Genomic DNA, 13,706 nt, shown 5'->3' with positions numbered 1-13,706 from the left:
GAAAATGCAATTGAGCGCGATTATTATTTCAGCGCTTTCCTCTAACTCAGGTTTGGGCGGGAGCACGCATCCCTCTCAGCACCTCCTGACCCAGTGAGATCTGCGCGTCGTGGTAAGCCATGAAACGAGGATCCTCCCACTCGATTTCTGCTTGATTTGGATATAAACCAGGATCTTGCGCACATCCAAATACCGCGACGATCTTTCTCATGCTGTCATCTTCAAATTGGACAAACATTGATCACCTCTTAAAAATCATATGATGTGGCGGAAACGATAAACGTGGGCGAACCTTGAAGAGTTGAGGTTGCCCAGCGGATCGTTTGAGGAGTTTTCATGTGCAAGCGTTCGAAAGGCACTGTTTGTTGCCCTCCGGCTGGCACAGTACCGTTGTTTGTTTTCTGACCTACCGAAGCATCCGAAGCAAAGAGACTCAATGAAATAGATCCGGCAGTTGTGGATGTTACGGTCGATGAGCCGCCAATCATTCGCGCATTTTTGGGAAGGGCCGGCACTACCTGGGTTGTAGGGCCTGATAAAACAGTCGTGTTCAGTACCGAAATGCCACTCACATCGACATGCCGACCGTCTTGCTGGCAGGCAGCGAAGAGCCCTGCGGATTGCGTCGGCAAAATAGACACTAGCGCCGACGCAGTAAAACCGGCTGGGATATTTATCCCGCTATAAACATTCGGCAAAACGGAATTAACTGCATTGACTGCCATTAACGCACTTACCCCTGAAGCCGGATTGTAAATAGCGTAGAGACCGACATAACCGTTTGACGGAGCCACCCCAGCATCCATTCCTCCAACGCCCACAACTGACAGGTTGACTTGTTTGTTGAAGTTGTTGAGTCGATATGACCCAGCAAAATCTTCGACGATGACCTCATCCGCCGTAAACGTTGCGGTAAGGGAGGCAGTATTAACGATCAGGGCCGCATTTCTGCTGGCTCCAGCTAGTGGACCGTTTAGCCGAAGCCTTTGCGTCTCCAGCAACAATGCACCTATATCAATGTTTCCCTGATTGATCGGCGCGTTCCAGGCCTTGATGCACCACATCACAGCCAGGTTGCGCGGGCGGGTTTCAGCGCCTACGTTTCCCGTTATCGGGATATCCGAGTTGGCGCCAGTTCCTGCACCGCTGATTACAACGGCCAGGCCGGAACCGGCTCCTGCCGCCGTAGTGACTGTATGCCGGAGAGCATGCAAATGGGACTGGAACTGGTGGTTCTGCCAACTGCCAACGGTTCGATCAGCATCCACGCCGCGCCCATGATCCCAGCCACGCAGAAACTCGCCGCGAGATTCCGGCAAGCGGAATTTGCCCGCGCCCTCGTCACCCTTGTTGTAAGTTGTACCGAGAAAAGCGGCTAGATCAGGATAGGTCGCAATGCTCTGCGCACTGCCATCCAGTTCCAGATAACCGGGAGCGACGATACCCGTCGGGAATGCCAGAACAGCACCCACCGGAACGGCAGATTTCAGCCGTTCGACCTCCTTCGCCAGCGCGGCGACATCAATGGTTCCCTGATTGACCGGGGCATTCCAGGCTTTGATGCACCACATGACGGCGATGCTGCGAGGACGGGTTTCTGTTGAGGTGCGCGCAACTCTCGAAGCATCGAAGAGCATATTGATGACGCCGGTAGCGGCTCCACCTCCGGGGATCTGCGTCCCACCGGTCGCCGCCGAGCCAAAAGCGCCGCCGACCGTGCCCACAGCTGCAAGTTGAACACCATTGTTCGCGGCATATTGTCCCGTGATGTTTTGGAGCGAATCGAGCTGCGCACTGCCGATTTCCCGGCCGACGTCCACCCCACGCCCATGATCCCAACCCCGCAAAAACTCCCCACGCGCCTCCGGCAGCCGAAAGTTTCCAACCCCCTCATCGCCCCTGTTGAACTTGCCACCCAAATAGGCGCTCAAGTCCGGGTAAGTCGCGATGCTCTTGACGCTGTTATCCAGCTCCAGAAAACCCGGCGGTGGCGCATCAACCGGAAACGCCACAATCGATCCAACTGGCAACGCGGAAGCCTTGGCGATCAACGCCTCAACTTCAGCCTTGGTGTACGAGTCCTTGATGCCAAACCCTGCCAGCGTTTCCGGATTGGCACCGGCAGTCGCCCGGCCATATTCATCAACCGTCAGACTCTTATAAGTCCCGGCAGCAATCCCGGTGCGCCCCGCGAGCATCTTGAACGTCAGCGCAGTCGTGCCGAGGGTGATCGGCGCATTGGTGCTCAGATGCCACAGCGAATCACCGTTCGCCGTGCCCTCCTCCACCATGACCGTCAGACCCGGGGTGACCTTGGCGCTGGTGTTGGCATCGGTGGCCCGCACCCAGTCACCATTGGCAACGATCCACAGGCCGTTGTCCTTGGCCAGCGTCTGGCTCGACAACAGCACACGATCGCCGGCAACCACGGCAACACCATCAATCTGCTGTGCGCTGTTCATCACGACATTGCCAGTCGCCGCAACGCGCACCGACTGCTTGCCATCAAGTTTGCCGAGTTCTTCAGCCAGATAACTCATGACCCACGCACGAGTAGCCTTGACCACCGTGTCATCAATCAACAAGGTCACCAGCGAGGCATTGCTGGTCTCGAAAATCGAGCGGATATAAAACTCTTTACCTGAACCCGACGTCGCTAGCACCGGTTTGAACGACTCCGGATATTTGACGATGGCATAGAGAACACCAGTGTCAGTCCATAGCCCCGCTTCCCGTACATACCAGCCGCCAACATCCGGAGGAATGGTCACTTCGGCGAGCAGCCAGCTCGGGTTTTTCTCATCCTGGAACAGTGCGTTGAGCGGTCCGCGCCAGACTTCGCGTTTCAGAGCGGTCGCGGTGGCAGCCGGGTTGTAGACCGCGCCGCCGCCGTCGCCGACCGAAATCTGCGTCAACTTGATCGGCACACCCGCAGCCTTGCACGCCGTTTCGTGGGCAATCCCTGCGTTGGTGAGCAGGGTGTAATAGTCAGCCATTCAGGCCCCCTGAGGATAAATAGTGGATGTTTCGACGGTGTACATGCCGGCAGCCATGAACGCCTCGCCAGAGGTTTCAAGACCTTCGATGAACACCGGATAAACCGTGGTCAGTTCGCCGCAGAACGTCGCGGCGCCGATGACGTGATTGCCGAACGCGCTCAAGCCGACCGAGACCGTCAGCACATCGCGCTCGCTCTTGGCATCAGCCAGGCGTCGGTCGAGACGTGCATCGATTTCTTCGCTGTAGGGTTGGTCGCTGAAGGCACGCACGGAAAAGCTGTACGGCGCGCCGGGCGGTGTCTGTTCGTACCAGGCGCGGATCTCGGGTCTTAATTGCAAACCCTTGGCGGCGTTTTCCAGCGCCTTGCGTGTGCCGGCCTGGCGCGCGGTGGGCCAGGCGAGTTCGACGGTTACGCGCTTCTCCGCCACCGGCGCATCGGTGCTCCATTCGGCGACGCCGCGATCGGCAGCCAGATACGGCAGGAAGGCCACCGGCGTTTCACTGGGGTTCATCAGTTCCGGGAACGGCGGTGCGATGCGATCGAGCAAGGCGCCGAAACCCAGATCCAGTCCGCGTTCGAGGGCCGAGCTGTTGGCCGGCAGTAAGGTCGGGCGCTGAGTTTTTTCACTCATAGCGTCAGCACCTCGACTTCAACCGCGGTGCAATACGGCGCCTGAAACGCGGTCGTCACAATCGGCGCCAGCGGTTCGAGAATCTGCAGTTGCACGGCGCCGGCGCTGTGCAGCGTGTAGTCGATCCAGCTCGGATCGACCCGGCCTTCGAGGCGATGGCAACTGTCGGCATACGCTTGCAATTGTGCTTGCGCCGCGACCTTGGTCAGGCCCGAGTCGGGGCCGGAATTGATCTTGGCGACGACGCGGATTTTGTAGCGCTGGATCTCGGCAGCCTTGACGGTGACGAGGTCGGTTTCCGGGCGCACGTCTGGACGAGCAAAGTGCTGACGGACGCCCTCGAGCAATGCTTCGGAAGGCGTGCCATCGCCGTCTCGAGAAAGCACGGTGACTTGCACTTCGCCCGGCGCAGTGCGGCGCCCGTTGCCATCCTTGACCTGCGCGGCGAGGCCGTCGGGATCGAAGGTGTAGGTGACGTTTACCACGCCGGAATCAGTGGACTCAACCTGCACCGTGGGCCGCTCGCCGAGGGTGAACACCTCGCGGCGATACTGCATCCGCGAACCCGCCGCCGGCGCATGAGGTGCCAGGTAATAACGCAACCGAGCGTCGTCATCACTTTCATAGATCGCCGGCACTGGCGGGAATGCCGCCGGGTCGCCGGGATCGAGCAGTTGCCGCTCAAGCCCCATGTCGGCCAGCCGCGCATCGAGATTGCTGCCGGTCGCCCACCACGCCAGCATCTGTTTGATGCGTGCGTTGTATTTGCGCTCATGGGTTTGCAGACGCACGCAGAACGCTTCCAGCGCGAGGGTCAGCAATTCGCTTTCGTTTTCCAGGCTCACCTTGAGTTTCGCGGCGCTGGTCGGCGAGCGAGCACCCACGTATTCGACGACGAAGGCTTTGAACTCGTTGAGTAAGTCTTCGAACGCTTCAACCGTGATCAGCGCGGGTTCGGCCAGTTGATTCTGGCCGGGGATCAGCATGCTCATGTCACCACCTCGAAGGTTTGTTGGCGGTTTTTCCAGGTGCCGGCAAAACGCAGCAGCAGGCCGTCGTCGTGGCGACTGGCAACAATCACTTGCGGCTGAAAATCATCGATACCGTTATGCGGGTTGTAGAACGCTTGCGCGGCGTGGCTCTGTGCCAGAAGCAGAATGTCGTCACCGAGGTTCTGCCCGAGGAGAGTGGGAATCAGCGAACCGTACAAAGGTCGTTTCTGCCGAGTGCCCAGCGGTGTGGTCAGGGCTCGGGTCGCGCGCTGCACGAATTGCAGCCAGTCGTCGACCGTGGCCCCGCTGTCTCTATCGATTCCGATCATGGGAGGCTCTTGAATCAGGGGCTGATGACGCGGCCCTGGTGATCGACCAAGGGGCCGCTGAAGTGCACGCCCAAGGCGTCGATGCTCAGGCCGACGGCGCCCAGTTGCAGGGTGATCAGTTCTGGCGTCATGGCCAGACGTGCAGGGCCGATGCTCAGTTCGAGCGACTCGCGAGACCCGTTGAATTGCGCGGGTCCGTTCAGCCAGTGCAAGGCGTGGCTGGCGTCGTCGTAACCGCTTTCGCTGCCATCCTGATGCACCCGACGGGTCAGCGTCGGCACAGTCGAGGCCGGGGGGAAACGGTCACTGTTCAAGCCGAACAACGCGACACTCTGCGCACCGCTTTCACCGCTGCCATAGTTGAACAGCAGGCACTGCTCGCCCACCGTCGGGATGCGCGATTCACTTTGCGCACCAGCGCTGGGGTTGAAGAACTTGATCGCTGGGGTGAGCAATCCACCATGGCTGACCTGGCAGGTATTGCTCGCCGCATCAATTGACTGACAGATGCCAATGCGACAGAAACTCTCGGCGCGGCGGTGCAAGTCTTCGATTTCCGCTTCCATTTCCGCCAGACGCTCAATGATCGGGCCGAGTTGCATGCGCAGTAATGCATCGAACATCGGTCAGCCCTCCAGCGCGGTGTACTGGTCTGGATGGTCGATGTTGCTGACTTCCCAGGTGCGAGCGAATTTCGGCATGCCCAGTGGATCGTCGAGCAGGGTCGAGCCGAGGTAGAGCGTCTGCTCGAAGGTCAGGGTCCAGGCTCTATATTGTTGATCAGCACTGATAAGCAACGATGGCAAGCCATCGATATTCATCGGCAGATCGCATTGATCGCCGGGCAATCCCCAGCGGTTGTCGGTGATCAGGTTTTTCAGCACGGCGATCAGATCGCACGCTGCAAATGCACTGGCGGCAAGGGCCGGGATGACTTGCAGAGAGAGCGTCATGACATGAGCAATTCGCCCGTCAGCGGCGCGCACCCCGGGTCCATTGCGGTCGAAGTCGATCAGCACCCAGGCCTGATCGCCCGGTGCAGTGAAATCATCATGGTTGCCGACGGTGAGGTTGAGGCCGGCGGTGTTGCGCAGTGACGTCGCGATGGCTGTAAACAGTTGCGACGGCTGCTGGATCGGTGTGGGCATACATGACCTCCTTTTCAATCGTCCACGCGCAGTCCTGCCGCCAACATGGCGGCACGGAAAAATATTCAGGGTTAAGGGAGGTCGCGCGGCGGCACTTCGCAGACGCCGATACGCTTGGCCGCCCAGCGTTCGTAAAGGCCTATGGCGACATCAGCGCCGGCCATCGCCGTCAGGCAGCCAAAAGCGCCAGCGGCCCAGATCGACATGCCGGCGGCATACAGCAGCATGATCGCCGACACGCCGCAGATCATGCAGGCACCGGAACGTAAGGCCAGACGCCTTACCAACGACCAGCCACGGGCGCCCTCCTTGTCGGCGCGCCACATTTCGCCGGACACCCCGCCAACGACGGCAAGGAGGATGACCAGCCAGATCGGCATGTCCGCCAACGCTTGTTGCTCGTTTGTCATGTCACGCCTCCGTGGGTGATTGATGAGTGATGGGTTGGATTCAAACGGTTTCTCTTGAGGCAGGCATTCCAAAAAGCCCGGCGCTTGTACACCGGGCTTTTCAGTAATGCGCTCCTTCGCCTTCCTTCAAATCCTGTGTTCGAGAAGGAAGCTGACTTTTCGGCGCTACTGGCGCGGTACGAGTCCATTCAGATTGTTTTTCCGACCGCGGTCCCTGCCCGCCGGATAACTGCTTCTGGTGCTTTACGCTGCACACCCGGGTCAGTTGCCAACCCTCTGAACCGTTGAGGCCGGTTCATCGCTGCCTGTTCTTGTGGAACTAAAGAGCTTGTCTTGCCAGCCGCTTTGTCGAGCGGCTTGGTGGCAAGAATATGCATGGATGCATATACAGTCAATGCGTAAATGCATTTATTTATGCATTAAATTTGCGCATATGCATGAAACCCAAGCGGGCCAAGGGCTGGGGAGATTTCTGCAGGCGAAAAAAAACCTGCCGGGGGGCAGGTTTCAGTTGGATGAACAAGAGTCAGCGGGCGTACATGCCCCACCAGAAGACGTGACCGAGGATGACGATCTGCTCTTCCTGGATTTCCTGGAAGCTGTAGTCCTCATCCGGATGCTCATCGCGATTGAAGCTGCGCAGACGGATGCCGGTGGGCAGCCGATAGAGTTGCTTCACGCGCAGCTGGCCATTGTGATTGATCGCATACAGGTCGCCATCAATGATGTCGCCGATGCCGCACTTGCCGGCGTTGACGCCGACGGTGGCGCCATCGCGCAGAACCGGCAACATGCTGTTGCCGCGTACTGTCACACACTTGGCCTGGTCGAACTGCACACCGTTGTGGCGCAGGCTGCGCTTGCCGAAGCGCAGGCTTGAGCGCTCGCTCTCTTCGATGACGAATCTTCCTGATCCAGCAGCCAATTCAACCTCACGTAGAAAGGGCACCGACACCTCGTCGTCATCGACGGGGGTGTCGTCGTCCCACAGGCTTATGTCCTTGAGTTCCGCATGCACGTCAGCGCGCGTGCCGGCCGCCGTTGGTGCGACATCCGCGCGCCCGCGCAACTGATCGGTGCTGACGTTGAAATATTCAGCGATCTTCGAGATGTGTTTATCCGAAGGATCGACAATCTTCCCGCTGAGAATCCGCGAGAGCGTTGATTGAGGCACGCCGGTGCGACGGTGGAGCTCCGTGGGGGAGATCCCGTGCTGGTCGAGCAGTGCTCTTAAGACGGAGGAAACGTTGCGTTTTTGCATAACGCGCATAGTGCTTGAAGTTTTTCGCGAAGACAAATGCTGATTTGCATAAATCGTGCATAGATCAACTTTTCCCTGCCAATAAATGCTCACCCGACCGCAGCGCCTGCGTCGGGCAGACTGGCCATGGTAACCTTGCGCCCATCGCGGAAAAGCCCGGCCACTGCCCGCGCTTTGCCCTACATCTTTTAACGAGTTGCCCGACAATCCGATGAATAAAGCCGTCTCCGACCTGTCCTCCCACACTCCGATGATGCAGCAATACTGGCGCCTGAAGAATCAGCACCCGGACCAGCTGATGTTCTATCGCATGGGCGATTTCTACGAAATCTTCTACGAAGATGCGAAGAAAGCCGCCAAATTGCTGGACATCACCCTGACCGCGCGCGGGCAGTCGGCGGGTCAGGCGATTCCGATGTGTGGGATTCCTTACCACGCGGCGGAAGGGTACCTGGCGAAACTGGTCAAGCTCGGCGAATCGGTAGTGATTTGCGAGCAGGTCGGCGACCCGGCCACCAGCAAAGGCCCGGTGGAGCGCCAGGTCGTACGGATCATCACGCCGGGGACAGTCAGTGACGAGGCGCTGCTGGATGAACGCCGCGATAACCTGATCGCAGCGGTATTGGGCGACGAGCGTCTATTCGGTCTGGCGGTGCTGGACATCACCAGCGGCAACTTCACCGTGCTCGAGATCAAAGGCTGGGAAAACCTGCTGGCGGAACTGGAGCGGGTCAACCCGGTGGAATTGCTGATTCCGGATGACTGGCCAAAAGACCTGCCGGCGGAAAAACGCCGTGGCGTACGCCGTCGCGCGCCGTGGGATTTCGAGCGCGATTCGGCGCTGAAAAGTCTCTGCCAGCAGTTTTCCACCCAAGACCTGAAAGGCTTCGGCTGCGAGAACCTGACCCTGGCCATTGGCGCTGCCGGCTGCCTGTTGGCCTACGCCAAGGAAACCCAGCGCACTGCCCTGCCCCATTTGCGTAGCCTGCGTCACGAACGTCTCGATGACACCGTGGTGCTCGACGGCGCCAGCCGGCGCAATCTGGAACTCGACACCAACCTGGCCGGTGGCCGCGACAACACGCTGCAATCGGTGGTCGATCGCTGCCAGACCGCCATGGGCAGCCGCTTGCTGACTCGTTGGCTGAACCGGCCGTTGCGCGATCTCACCGTGTTGCTGGCGCGTCAGACCTCGATCCGCTGCCTGCTCGACGGCTACCGCTTCGAAAAGCTGCAACCGCAGCTCAAGGAAATCGGCGATATCGAGCGGATTCTGGCGCGTATCGGTCTGCGCAATGCACGACCACGTGACCTTGCGCGTCTGCGTGACGCACTCGGCGCACTGCCCGAACTGCAAGTGGCGATGACCGATCTGGAAGCGCCGCACCTGCAGCATCTGGCAGCCACCACGAGCACCTATCCGGAACTGGCGGCGCTGCTGGCAAAAGCCATTATCGACAACCCGCCTGCGGTGATCCGCGACGGCGGCGTGCTGAAAACCGGTTACGACAGCGAACTCGATGAACTGCAATCACTGAGCGAAAACGCCGGCCAGTTCCTCATTGATCTCGAAGCCCGGGAGAAAGCCCGTACTGGTCTGGCCAACCTCAAAGTCGGCTACAACCGTATCCACGGCTACTTCATCGAACTGCCGAGCAAGCAGGCTGAATCGGCGCCGGCCGACTATATCCGCCGGCAGACGCTCAAAGGCGCCGAGCGCTTCATCACGCCCGAGCTGAAAGAATTCGAAGACAAGGCACTTTCCGCCAAGAGCCGCGCGCTGGCTCGGGAAAAGATGCTTTACGAAGCGCTGCTCGAAGACTTGATCAGCCAGTTACCACCATTGCAGGACACCGCCGGCGCCTTGGCCGAGCTGGATGTGCTGAGCAACCTTGCCGAGCGTGCGCTGAATCTCGACCTCAATTGCCCGCGTTTCGTCAGCGAGCCGTGCATGCGCATCACCCAGGGTCGTCACCCTGTGGTCGAGCAAGTGCTGACCACGCCGTTCGTGGCCAACGATCTGAGCTTGGACGACAATACGCGCATGCTGGTCATCACTGGCCCGAACATGGGCGGTAAATCCACTTACATGCGGCAAACCGCGTTGATCGTGTTGCTAGCGCATATTGGCAGTTTCGTGCCGGCCGCCAGTTGCGAGCTGTCGCTGGTCGACCGCATCTTCACCCGTATCGGCTCAAGCGATGATCTGGCCGGCGGTCGCTCGACCTTCATGGTCGAGATGAGCGAAACCGCCAACATCCTGCATAACGCGACCGAGCGCAGTCTGGTCCTGATGGACGAAGTCGGGCGCGGTACCAGCACCTTTGACGGTCTGTCGCTGGCGTGGGCGGCGGCCGAGCGCTTGGCCCATTTGCGCGCCTACACCCTGTTTGCTACGCACTATTTTGAGCTGACCGTGCTGCCGGAAGCCGAACCTCTTGTCGCTAACGTGCATCTCAATGCCACCGAGCACAACGAACGGATCGTGTTCCTGCACCATGTTCTGCCTGGGCCTGCCAGCCAGAGCTATGGCTTGGCAGTCGCGCAACTGGCGGGTGTGCCGAGCGAAGTGATCTTGCGCGCGCGCGAGCATCTGAGTCGCCTGGAAGATACTGCCCTGCCCCACGAGGCGCCGAAACCGGCAGCCAAGGGCAAGCCGTCGACACCGCAGCAAAGCGACATGTTCGCCTCGCTGCCGCATCCGGTGCTGGACGAATTGGCGAAAGTGGATCTGGACGACATGACGCCACGTCGAGCGCTGGAAATGCTCTATGCACTGAAGAACCGGATATAAGCACTGAAGAAGCGGATATAACGCAATTCGCTTCAAGCTGTTAGAATCTCGCGCGGTTCGGGATGCTGCTGGCTCATAGCCTGGTCAGCAGGTATCGCTCCCGAACCTGGCGACCCCAACCGTGAAGGGGCAACGCTGCCGCCGCCTGAGGAGAAAATTAGAAATGACCTTCGTCGTCACCGACAACTGCATCAAGTGCAAGTACACCGACTGCGTAGAAGTCTGTCCGGTGGACTGCTTTTACGAAGGCCCGAACTTCCTGGTGATTCACCCGGACGAGTGCATCGACTGCGCGCTGTGTGAACCAGAATGCCCGGCTGTGGCGATCTTCTCGGAAGACGAGATCCCAAGCGGCATGGAAAACTTCATCGAGCTCAATGCCGAGCTGGCGGATATCTGGCCGAACATCACCGAGAAAAAAGAATCGCTGCCGGATGCCGAAGAGTGGGATGGCCAGCCGAACAAGATCAAACACCTCGAACGCTGATCTACCCCGCGCTCGACTGAAAGGCCCCTTGCGGGCCTTTTTGCTTTTGCAGATTCTGCTTTTCTGCAGACGAAAAAAGGGGCGGTATGACCCGCCCACATTTTTTCCCTATTCCCTGTATTCCTTTTCATCGTCCTGATGAATCGCCTCCTGCGATGTCCGTTCCCCCTCTTCCGTGAAGGGTGTGTCTGTCCGTCGACACAGTTGAGATATTAGAGAGTTTCTGGAGACGAGCAATTGGCCCTCGGCGTACGCGCGCTCTGTCACAAGGACATAACATTTACGAAATAATCAACAGAATCAAAAGGTTGCTCACTGTAAGTGAGCGCGATCGCCTTCCACCGAAGTGTAAAAATAACGAACACTTACGACACAGTAAGCAAAGGCTTACAGCGCGAGACTACAAATTCAGAAATTGACGACCGCTTGTCTGGTGGCTGCCGAAAGCCCGATTTGCTGCACGCGAAAAACAAAAAAGCCCCGACTGATTGAATCAGCCGGGGCTTTTTGCGGGCGGACGATCAGGCGCTTATTGAAACAGCGACTCGCTCGACAGGCCGTTCTTTTCAAGGATCTCGCGAAGGCGCTTGAGCCCTTCCACCTGAATCTGCCGTACCCGCTCGCGGGTCAGACCGATCTCCAGGCCGACATCTTCCAGCGTGCTGCTTTCGTGACCACGCAGCCCGAAGCGGCGAATCACCACCTCGCGCTGCTTGTCGGTCAGCTCCGACAGCCATTGATCGATGCTCTGCGACAGGTCATCGTCCTGCAGCAGTTCGCACGGATCGGTCGGACGATCGTCAGTGAGTGTGTCCAGCAGGGTTTTATCCGAATCCGGACCCAGCGAGACGTCGACCGAAGAAACTCTTTCGTTGAGGCCCAGCATGCGCTTGACCTCCCCCACCGGTTTCTCCAGCAGGTTGGCGATTTCTTCGGGTGAAGGTTCGTGGTCGAGTTTTTGCGTCAGCTCACGTGCGGCGCGCAGGTAGACGTTGAGCTCCTTGACCACATGTATCGGCAGCCGGATGGTCCGGGTCTGATTCATGATCGCGCGTTCGATGGTCTGACGGATCCACCAGGTCGCGTAGGTCGAGAAGCGGAAGCCGCGCTCGGGATCGAACTTTTCCACCGCGCGGATCAGGCCGAGGTTGCCCTCTTCGATCAGATCCAGCAGCGACAGCCCCCGATTGACGTAACGCCGGGCGATCTTGACGACCAGCCGCAGGTTACTTTCGATCATGCGCTTGCGCCCGGCAGGATCGCCACTTTGCGACAAGCGCGCAAAATGAACTTCTTCTTCCGGGGAGAGCAGAGGGGAAAAGCCGATTTCGTTGAGATACAGCTGCGTGGCATCAAGTGCCCGAGTGTAGTCGATGTATTTATGTTGTTTGAGTGTGGCGGAGTGTCTGGATTTGGAACGAACGGAAGGTGGAGCAGCCCCTTCATCATTCAACATCGAATCCGAATCGATGCCGGTCTCCATAAGGAGAACCTCATCGTCGATGTCAAACTCCGGCACTTCTTTACTGAGAGCCATTGTTATAGTCCTTTGGTGAGTTCGACCCCAAGCTCAAGCGACGCCTTTATCCTTGGCAACGCTGGAGCCTGTCCCCTCTACGCGACGGAACAGGCTGGCCTTCAAATCAACGTCTTGGCAGGAACTGCAGCGGATCCACAGGTTTACCTTGGCGGCGAATCTCAAAATGCAGTTTCACCCGGTCTGTACCCGTTGACCCCATTTCGGCAATTGTCTGTCCGACCTTGACCTGCTGCCCCTCCCGAACCAACAGCCTGCGGTTATGTCCGTAAGCACTGACGTAGGTTTCGCTGTGTTTGATGATGACCAATTCGCCGTAGCCCCTTAAGCCACTCCCGGCGTATACGACCGTCCCATCAGACGCAGCTAAAACAGGCTGTCCCAAATCTCCGGCGATATCAATTCCTTTATTCAAACTACCGTTTGAAGAGAATTTTCCAATCAGAACGCCATTAGATGGCCATCCCCAGCCGGTCGGGGCCGGGCCTGCCGGAGGCAGTGGAGCGGGTGCAGGTTTGCTCGCGACGGACGGTACAACCCCTTTGGAACCGGTGGTTGTAGTGGTTGTGGTGCCATTCGCCTGGCGCCGGATTACTGTGGTTTTACTCGACGAAGAAGGCGAGGAACTGGAGTTGCTCACCACCGCTGTCGGCGTTGAACCGCTGCGCCCGTCGAAGCGAATTGTCTGACCCGGATGGATCGTATACGGCGTAGGAATATTGTTCCGGGCGGCGAGGGTTTTGTAGTCCCAGCCGTAACGAAAGGCGATCGAAAACAAAGTATCGCCGGGACGGACTACATATTGCCCGGTAGTAACGGTAGGACGTTGCGCCACCGCATTGTTGCGATCAACAACGCGCACGTTGCTCGATTTGGTGCTGGAGCAACCGACCAGCAAGGTGCTCAAGACAAGGCCAGTCACCAGGCGCTGAAAGCTCGTGTTACCCATACGCTGCGCAATGACTGTGAGACTCACCCGCCGCTCCCTTTGTGGTGGCTGAAAAATTCTGAATGCCGCATTGCGGCATGAGGTGTCGCAAGTATAACGGGCCGAACCGGCTTTACCTTTAATGAAGCGAAATCACCGGACGCACACGTTTGCCAGGGGCAAGTACG

At 58.6% G+C, this 13,706-nt stretch carries 13 protein-coding genes; 2 read left to right on the top strand and 11 right to left on the bottom strand.

Annotated features, from left to right (window positions below):
* Positions 1 to 46: 46 nt before the first annotated feature.
* The 9 genes from CKW30_RS08145 to CKW30_RS08105 all read right to left on the bottom strand — a co-directional run bounded on the left by CKW30_RS08145 (position 47) and on the right by CKW30_RS08105 (position 7,781).
* The gene (locus CKW30_RS08145; RefSeq protein WP_095180500.1) at positions 47 to 238 is read right to left on the bottom strand and encodes a hypothetical protein; all 192 of its coding nucleotides are present in this window, start codon (positions 236 to 238) and stop codon (positions 47 to 49) included.
* Positions 239 to 248: 10 nt separating this feature from the next.
* On the bottom strand, positions 249 to 2,996 hold the full coding sequence (locus tag CKW30_RS08140; protein WP_095180499.1) for a phage tail protein: 2,748 nt from the start codon (positions 2,994 to 2,996) through the stop codon (positions 249 to 251).
* Positions 2,997 to 3,632, bottom strand: a complete 636-nt coding sequence (locus CKW30_RS08135) for a phage tail protein I (protein ID WP_095180498.1) — start codon at positions 3,630 to 3,632, stop codon at positions 2,997 to 2,999.
* A complete protein-coding gene (locus CKW30_RS08130) occupies positions 3,629 to 4,624 on the bottom strand; it encodes a baseplate J/gp47 family protein (RefSeq protein ID WP_095180497.1) in 996 nt (331 codons plus the stop codon). Before CKW30_RS08130 ends, CKW30_RS08135 begins: the two co-directional genes overlap by 4 nt.
* Positions 4,621 to 4,953, bottom strand: a complete 333-nt coding sequence (locus tag CKW30_RS08125) for a phage baseplate protein (RefSeq protein WP_095180496.1) — start codon at positions 4,951 to 4,953, stop codon at positions 4,621 to 4,623. The genes CKW30_RS08130 and CKW30_RS08125 overlap by 4 nt, the downstream gene beginning before the upstream one ends.
* A gap of 14 nt (positions 4,954 to 4,967) precedes the next feature.
* The gene (locus CKW30_RS08120; RefSeq protein ID WP_095180495.1) at positions 4,968 to 5,576 is read right to left on the bottom strand and encodes a phage baseplate assembly protein V; all 609 of its coding nucleotides are present in this window, start codon (positions 5,574 to 5,576) and stop codon (positions 4,968 to 4,970) included.
* 3 nt (positions 5,577 to 5,579) lie between these two features.
* Positions 5,580 to 6,101: a hypothetical protein gene (locus tag CKW30_RS08115; RefSeq protein ID WP_095180494.1), complete on the bottom strand. Its 522-nt coding sequence runs from the start codon at positions 6,099 to 6,101 to the stop codon at positions 5,580 to 5,582.
* Between the two features lie 71 nt (positions 6,102 to 6,172).
* Positions 6,173 to 6,511, bottom strand: coding sequence for a phage holin family protein (locus CKW30_RS08110; RefSeq protein WP_041478110.1), 339 nt, complete (start codon positions 6,509 to 6,511; stop codon positions 6,173 to 6,175).
* A 526-nt stretch (positions 6,512 to 7,037) separates the two neighbouring features.
* On the bottom strand, positions 7,038 to 7,781 hold the full coding sequence (locus CKW30_RS08105; protein ID WP_056783238.1) for an XRE family transcriptional regulator: 744 nt from the start codon (positions 7,779 to 7,781) through the stop codon (positions 7,038 to 7,040).
* A gap of 202 nt (positions 7,782 to 7,983) precedes the next feature.
* Here CKW30_RS08105 and mutS point away from each other — a divergent pair, with 202 nt between their 5' ends.
* Both mutS and fdxA read left to right on the top strand, forming a co-directional pair.
* Positions 7,984 to 10,566, top strand: coding sequence for a DNA mismatch repair protein MutS (mutS, locus tag CKW30_RS08100; protein ID WP_041478113.1), 2,583 nt, complete (start codon positions 7,984 to 7,986; stop codon positions 10,564 to 10,566).
* Positions 10,567 to 10,729: 163 nt separating this feature from the next.
* Positions 10,730 to 11,053, top strand: coding sequence for a ferredoxin FdxA (gene fdxA, locus CKW30_RS08095; RefSeq protein WP_056783233.1), 324 nt, complete (start codon positions 10,730 to 10,732; stop codon positions 11,051 to 11,053).
* Positions 11,054 to 11,582: 529 nt separating this feature from the next.
* Here fdxA and rpoS read toward each other — a convergent pair.
* Positions 11,583 to 12,590 carry an RNA polymerase sigma factor RpoS gene (rpoS, locus tag CKW30_RS08090; protein ID WP_016771451.1) on the bottom strand — a complete coding sequence of 336 codons (1,008 nt, stop codon included), beginning with the start codon at positions 12,588 to 12,590 and terminating at the stop codon, positions 11,583 to 11,585.
* Between the two features lie 106 nt (positions 12,591 to 12,696).
* A complete protein-coding gene (locus tag CKW30_RS08085) occupies positions 12,697 to 13,566 on the bottom strand; it encodes a peptidoglycan DD-metalloendopeptidase family protein (protein ID WP_041478115.1) in 870 nt (289 codons plus the stop codon).
* Between the last annotated feature and the right edge of the window lie 140 nt (positions 13,567 to 13,706).

This window comes from Pseudomonas sp. Irchel 3F6 (genome assembly GCF_900187595.1).
In the GTDB taxonomy this organism is placed as follows: Bacteria; Pseudomonadota; Gammaproteobacteria; order Pseudomonadales; family Pseudomonadaceae; genus Aquipseudomonas; species Aquipseudomonas siliginis.
Note: the sequence above shows the minus strand (reverse complement) of the source record. Positions and strands in the feature narration are given on the sequence as shown.

Bases quoted from the DNA above. Each gene is read 5' to 3' on its own strand.
- fdxA (WP_056783233.1), top strand. From the start codon at position 10,730: ATGACCTTCGTCGTCACCGACAACTGCATCAAGTGCAAGTACACCGAC.
- rpoS (WP_016771451.1), bottom strand. From the start codon at position 12,590: ATGGCTCTCAGTAAAGAAGTGCCGGAGTTTGACATCGACGATGAGGTT.
- mutS (WP_041478113.1), top strand. From the start codon at position 7,984: ATGAATAAAGCCGTCTCCGACCTGTCCTCCCACACTCCGATGATGCAG.
- CKW30_RS08105 (WP_056783238.1), bottom strand. From the start codon at position 7,781: ATGCGCGTTATGCAAAAACGCAACGTTTCCTCCGTCTTAAGAGCACTG.
- CKW30_RS08125 (WP_095180496.1), bottom strand. From the start codon at position 4,953: ATGATCGGAATCGATAGAGACAGCGGGGCCACGGTCGACGACTGGCTG.
- CKW30_RS08135 (WP_095180498.1), bottom strand. From the start codon at position 3,632: ATGAGTGAAAAAACTCAGCGCCCGACCTTACTGCCGGCCAACAGCTCG.
- CKW30_RS08145 (WP_095180500.1), bottom strand. From the start codon at position 238: ATGTTTGTCCAATTTGAAGATGACAGCATGAGAAAGATCGTCGCGGTA.
- CKW30_RS08115 (WP_095180494.1), bottom strand. From the start codon at position 6,101: ATGCCCACACCGATCCAGCAGCCGTCGCAACTGTTTACAGCCATCGCG.
- CKW30_RS08130 (WP_095180497.1), bottom strand. From the start codon at position 4,624: ATGAGCATGCTGATCCCCGGCCAGAATCAACTGGCCGAACCCGCGCTG.
- CKW30_RS08110 (WP_041478110.1), bottom strand. From the start codon at position 6,511: ATGACAAACGAGCAACAAGCGTTGGCGGACATGCCGATCTGGCTGGTC.
- CKW30_RS08120 (WP_095180495.1), bottom strand. From the start codon at position 5,576: ATGTTCGATGCATTACTGCGCATGCAACTCGGCCCGATCATTGAGCGT.
- CKW30_RS08140 (WP_095180499.1), bottom strand. From the start codon at position 2,996: ATGGCTGACTATTACACCCTGCTCACCAACGCAGGGATTGCCCACGAA.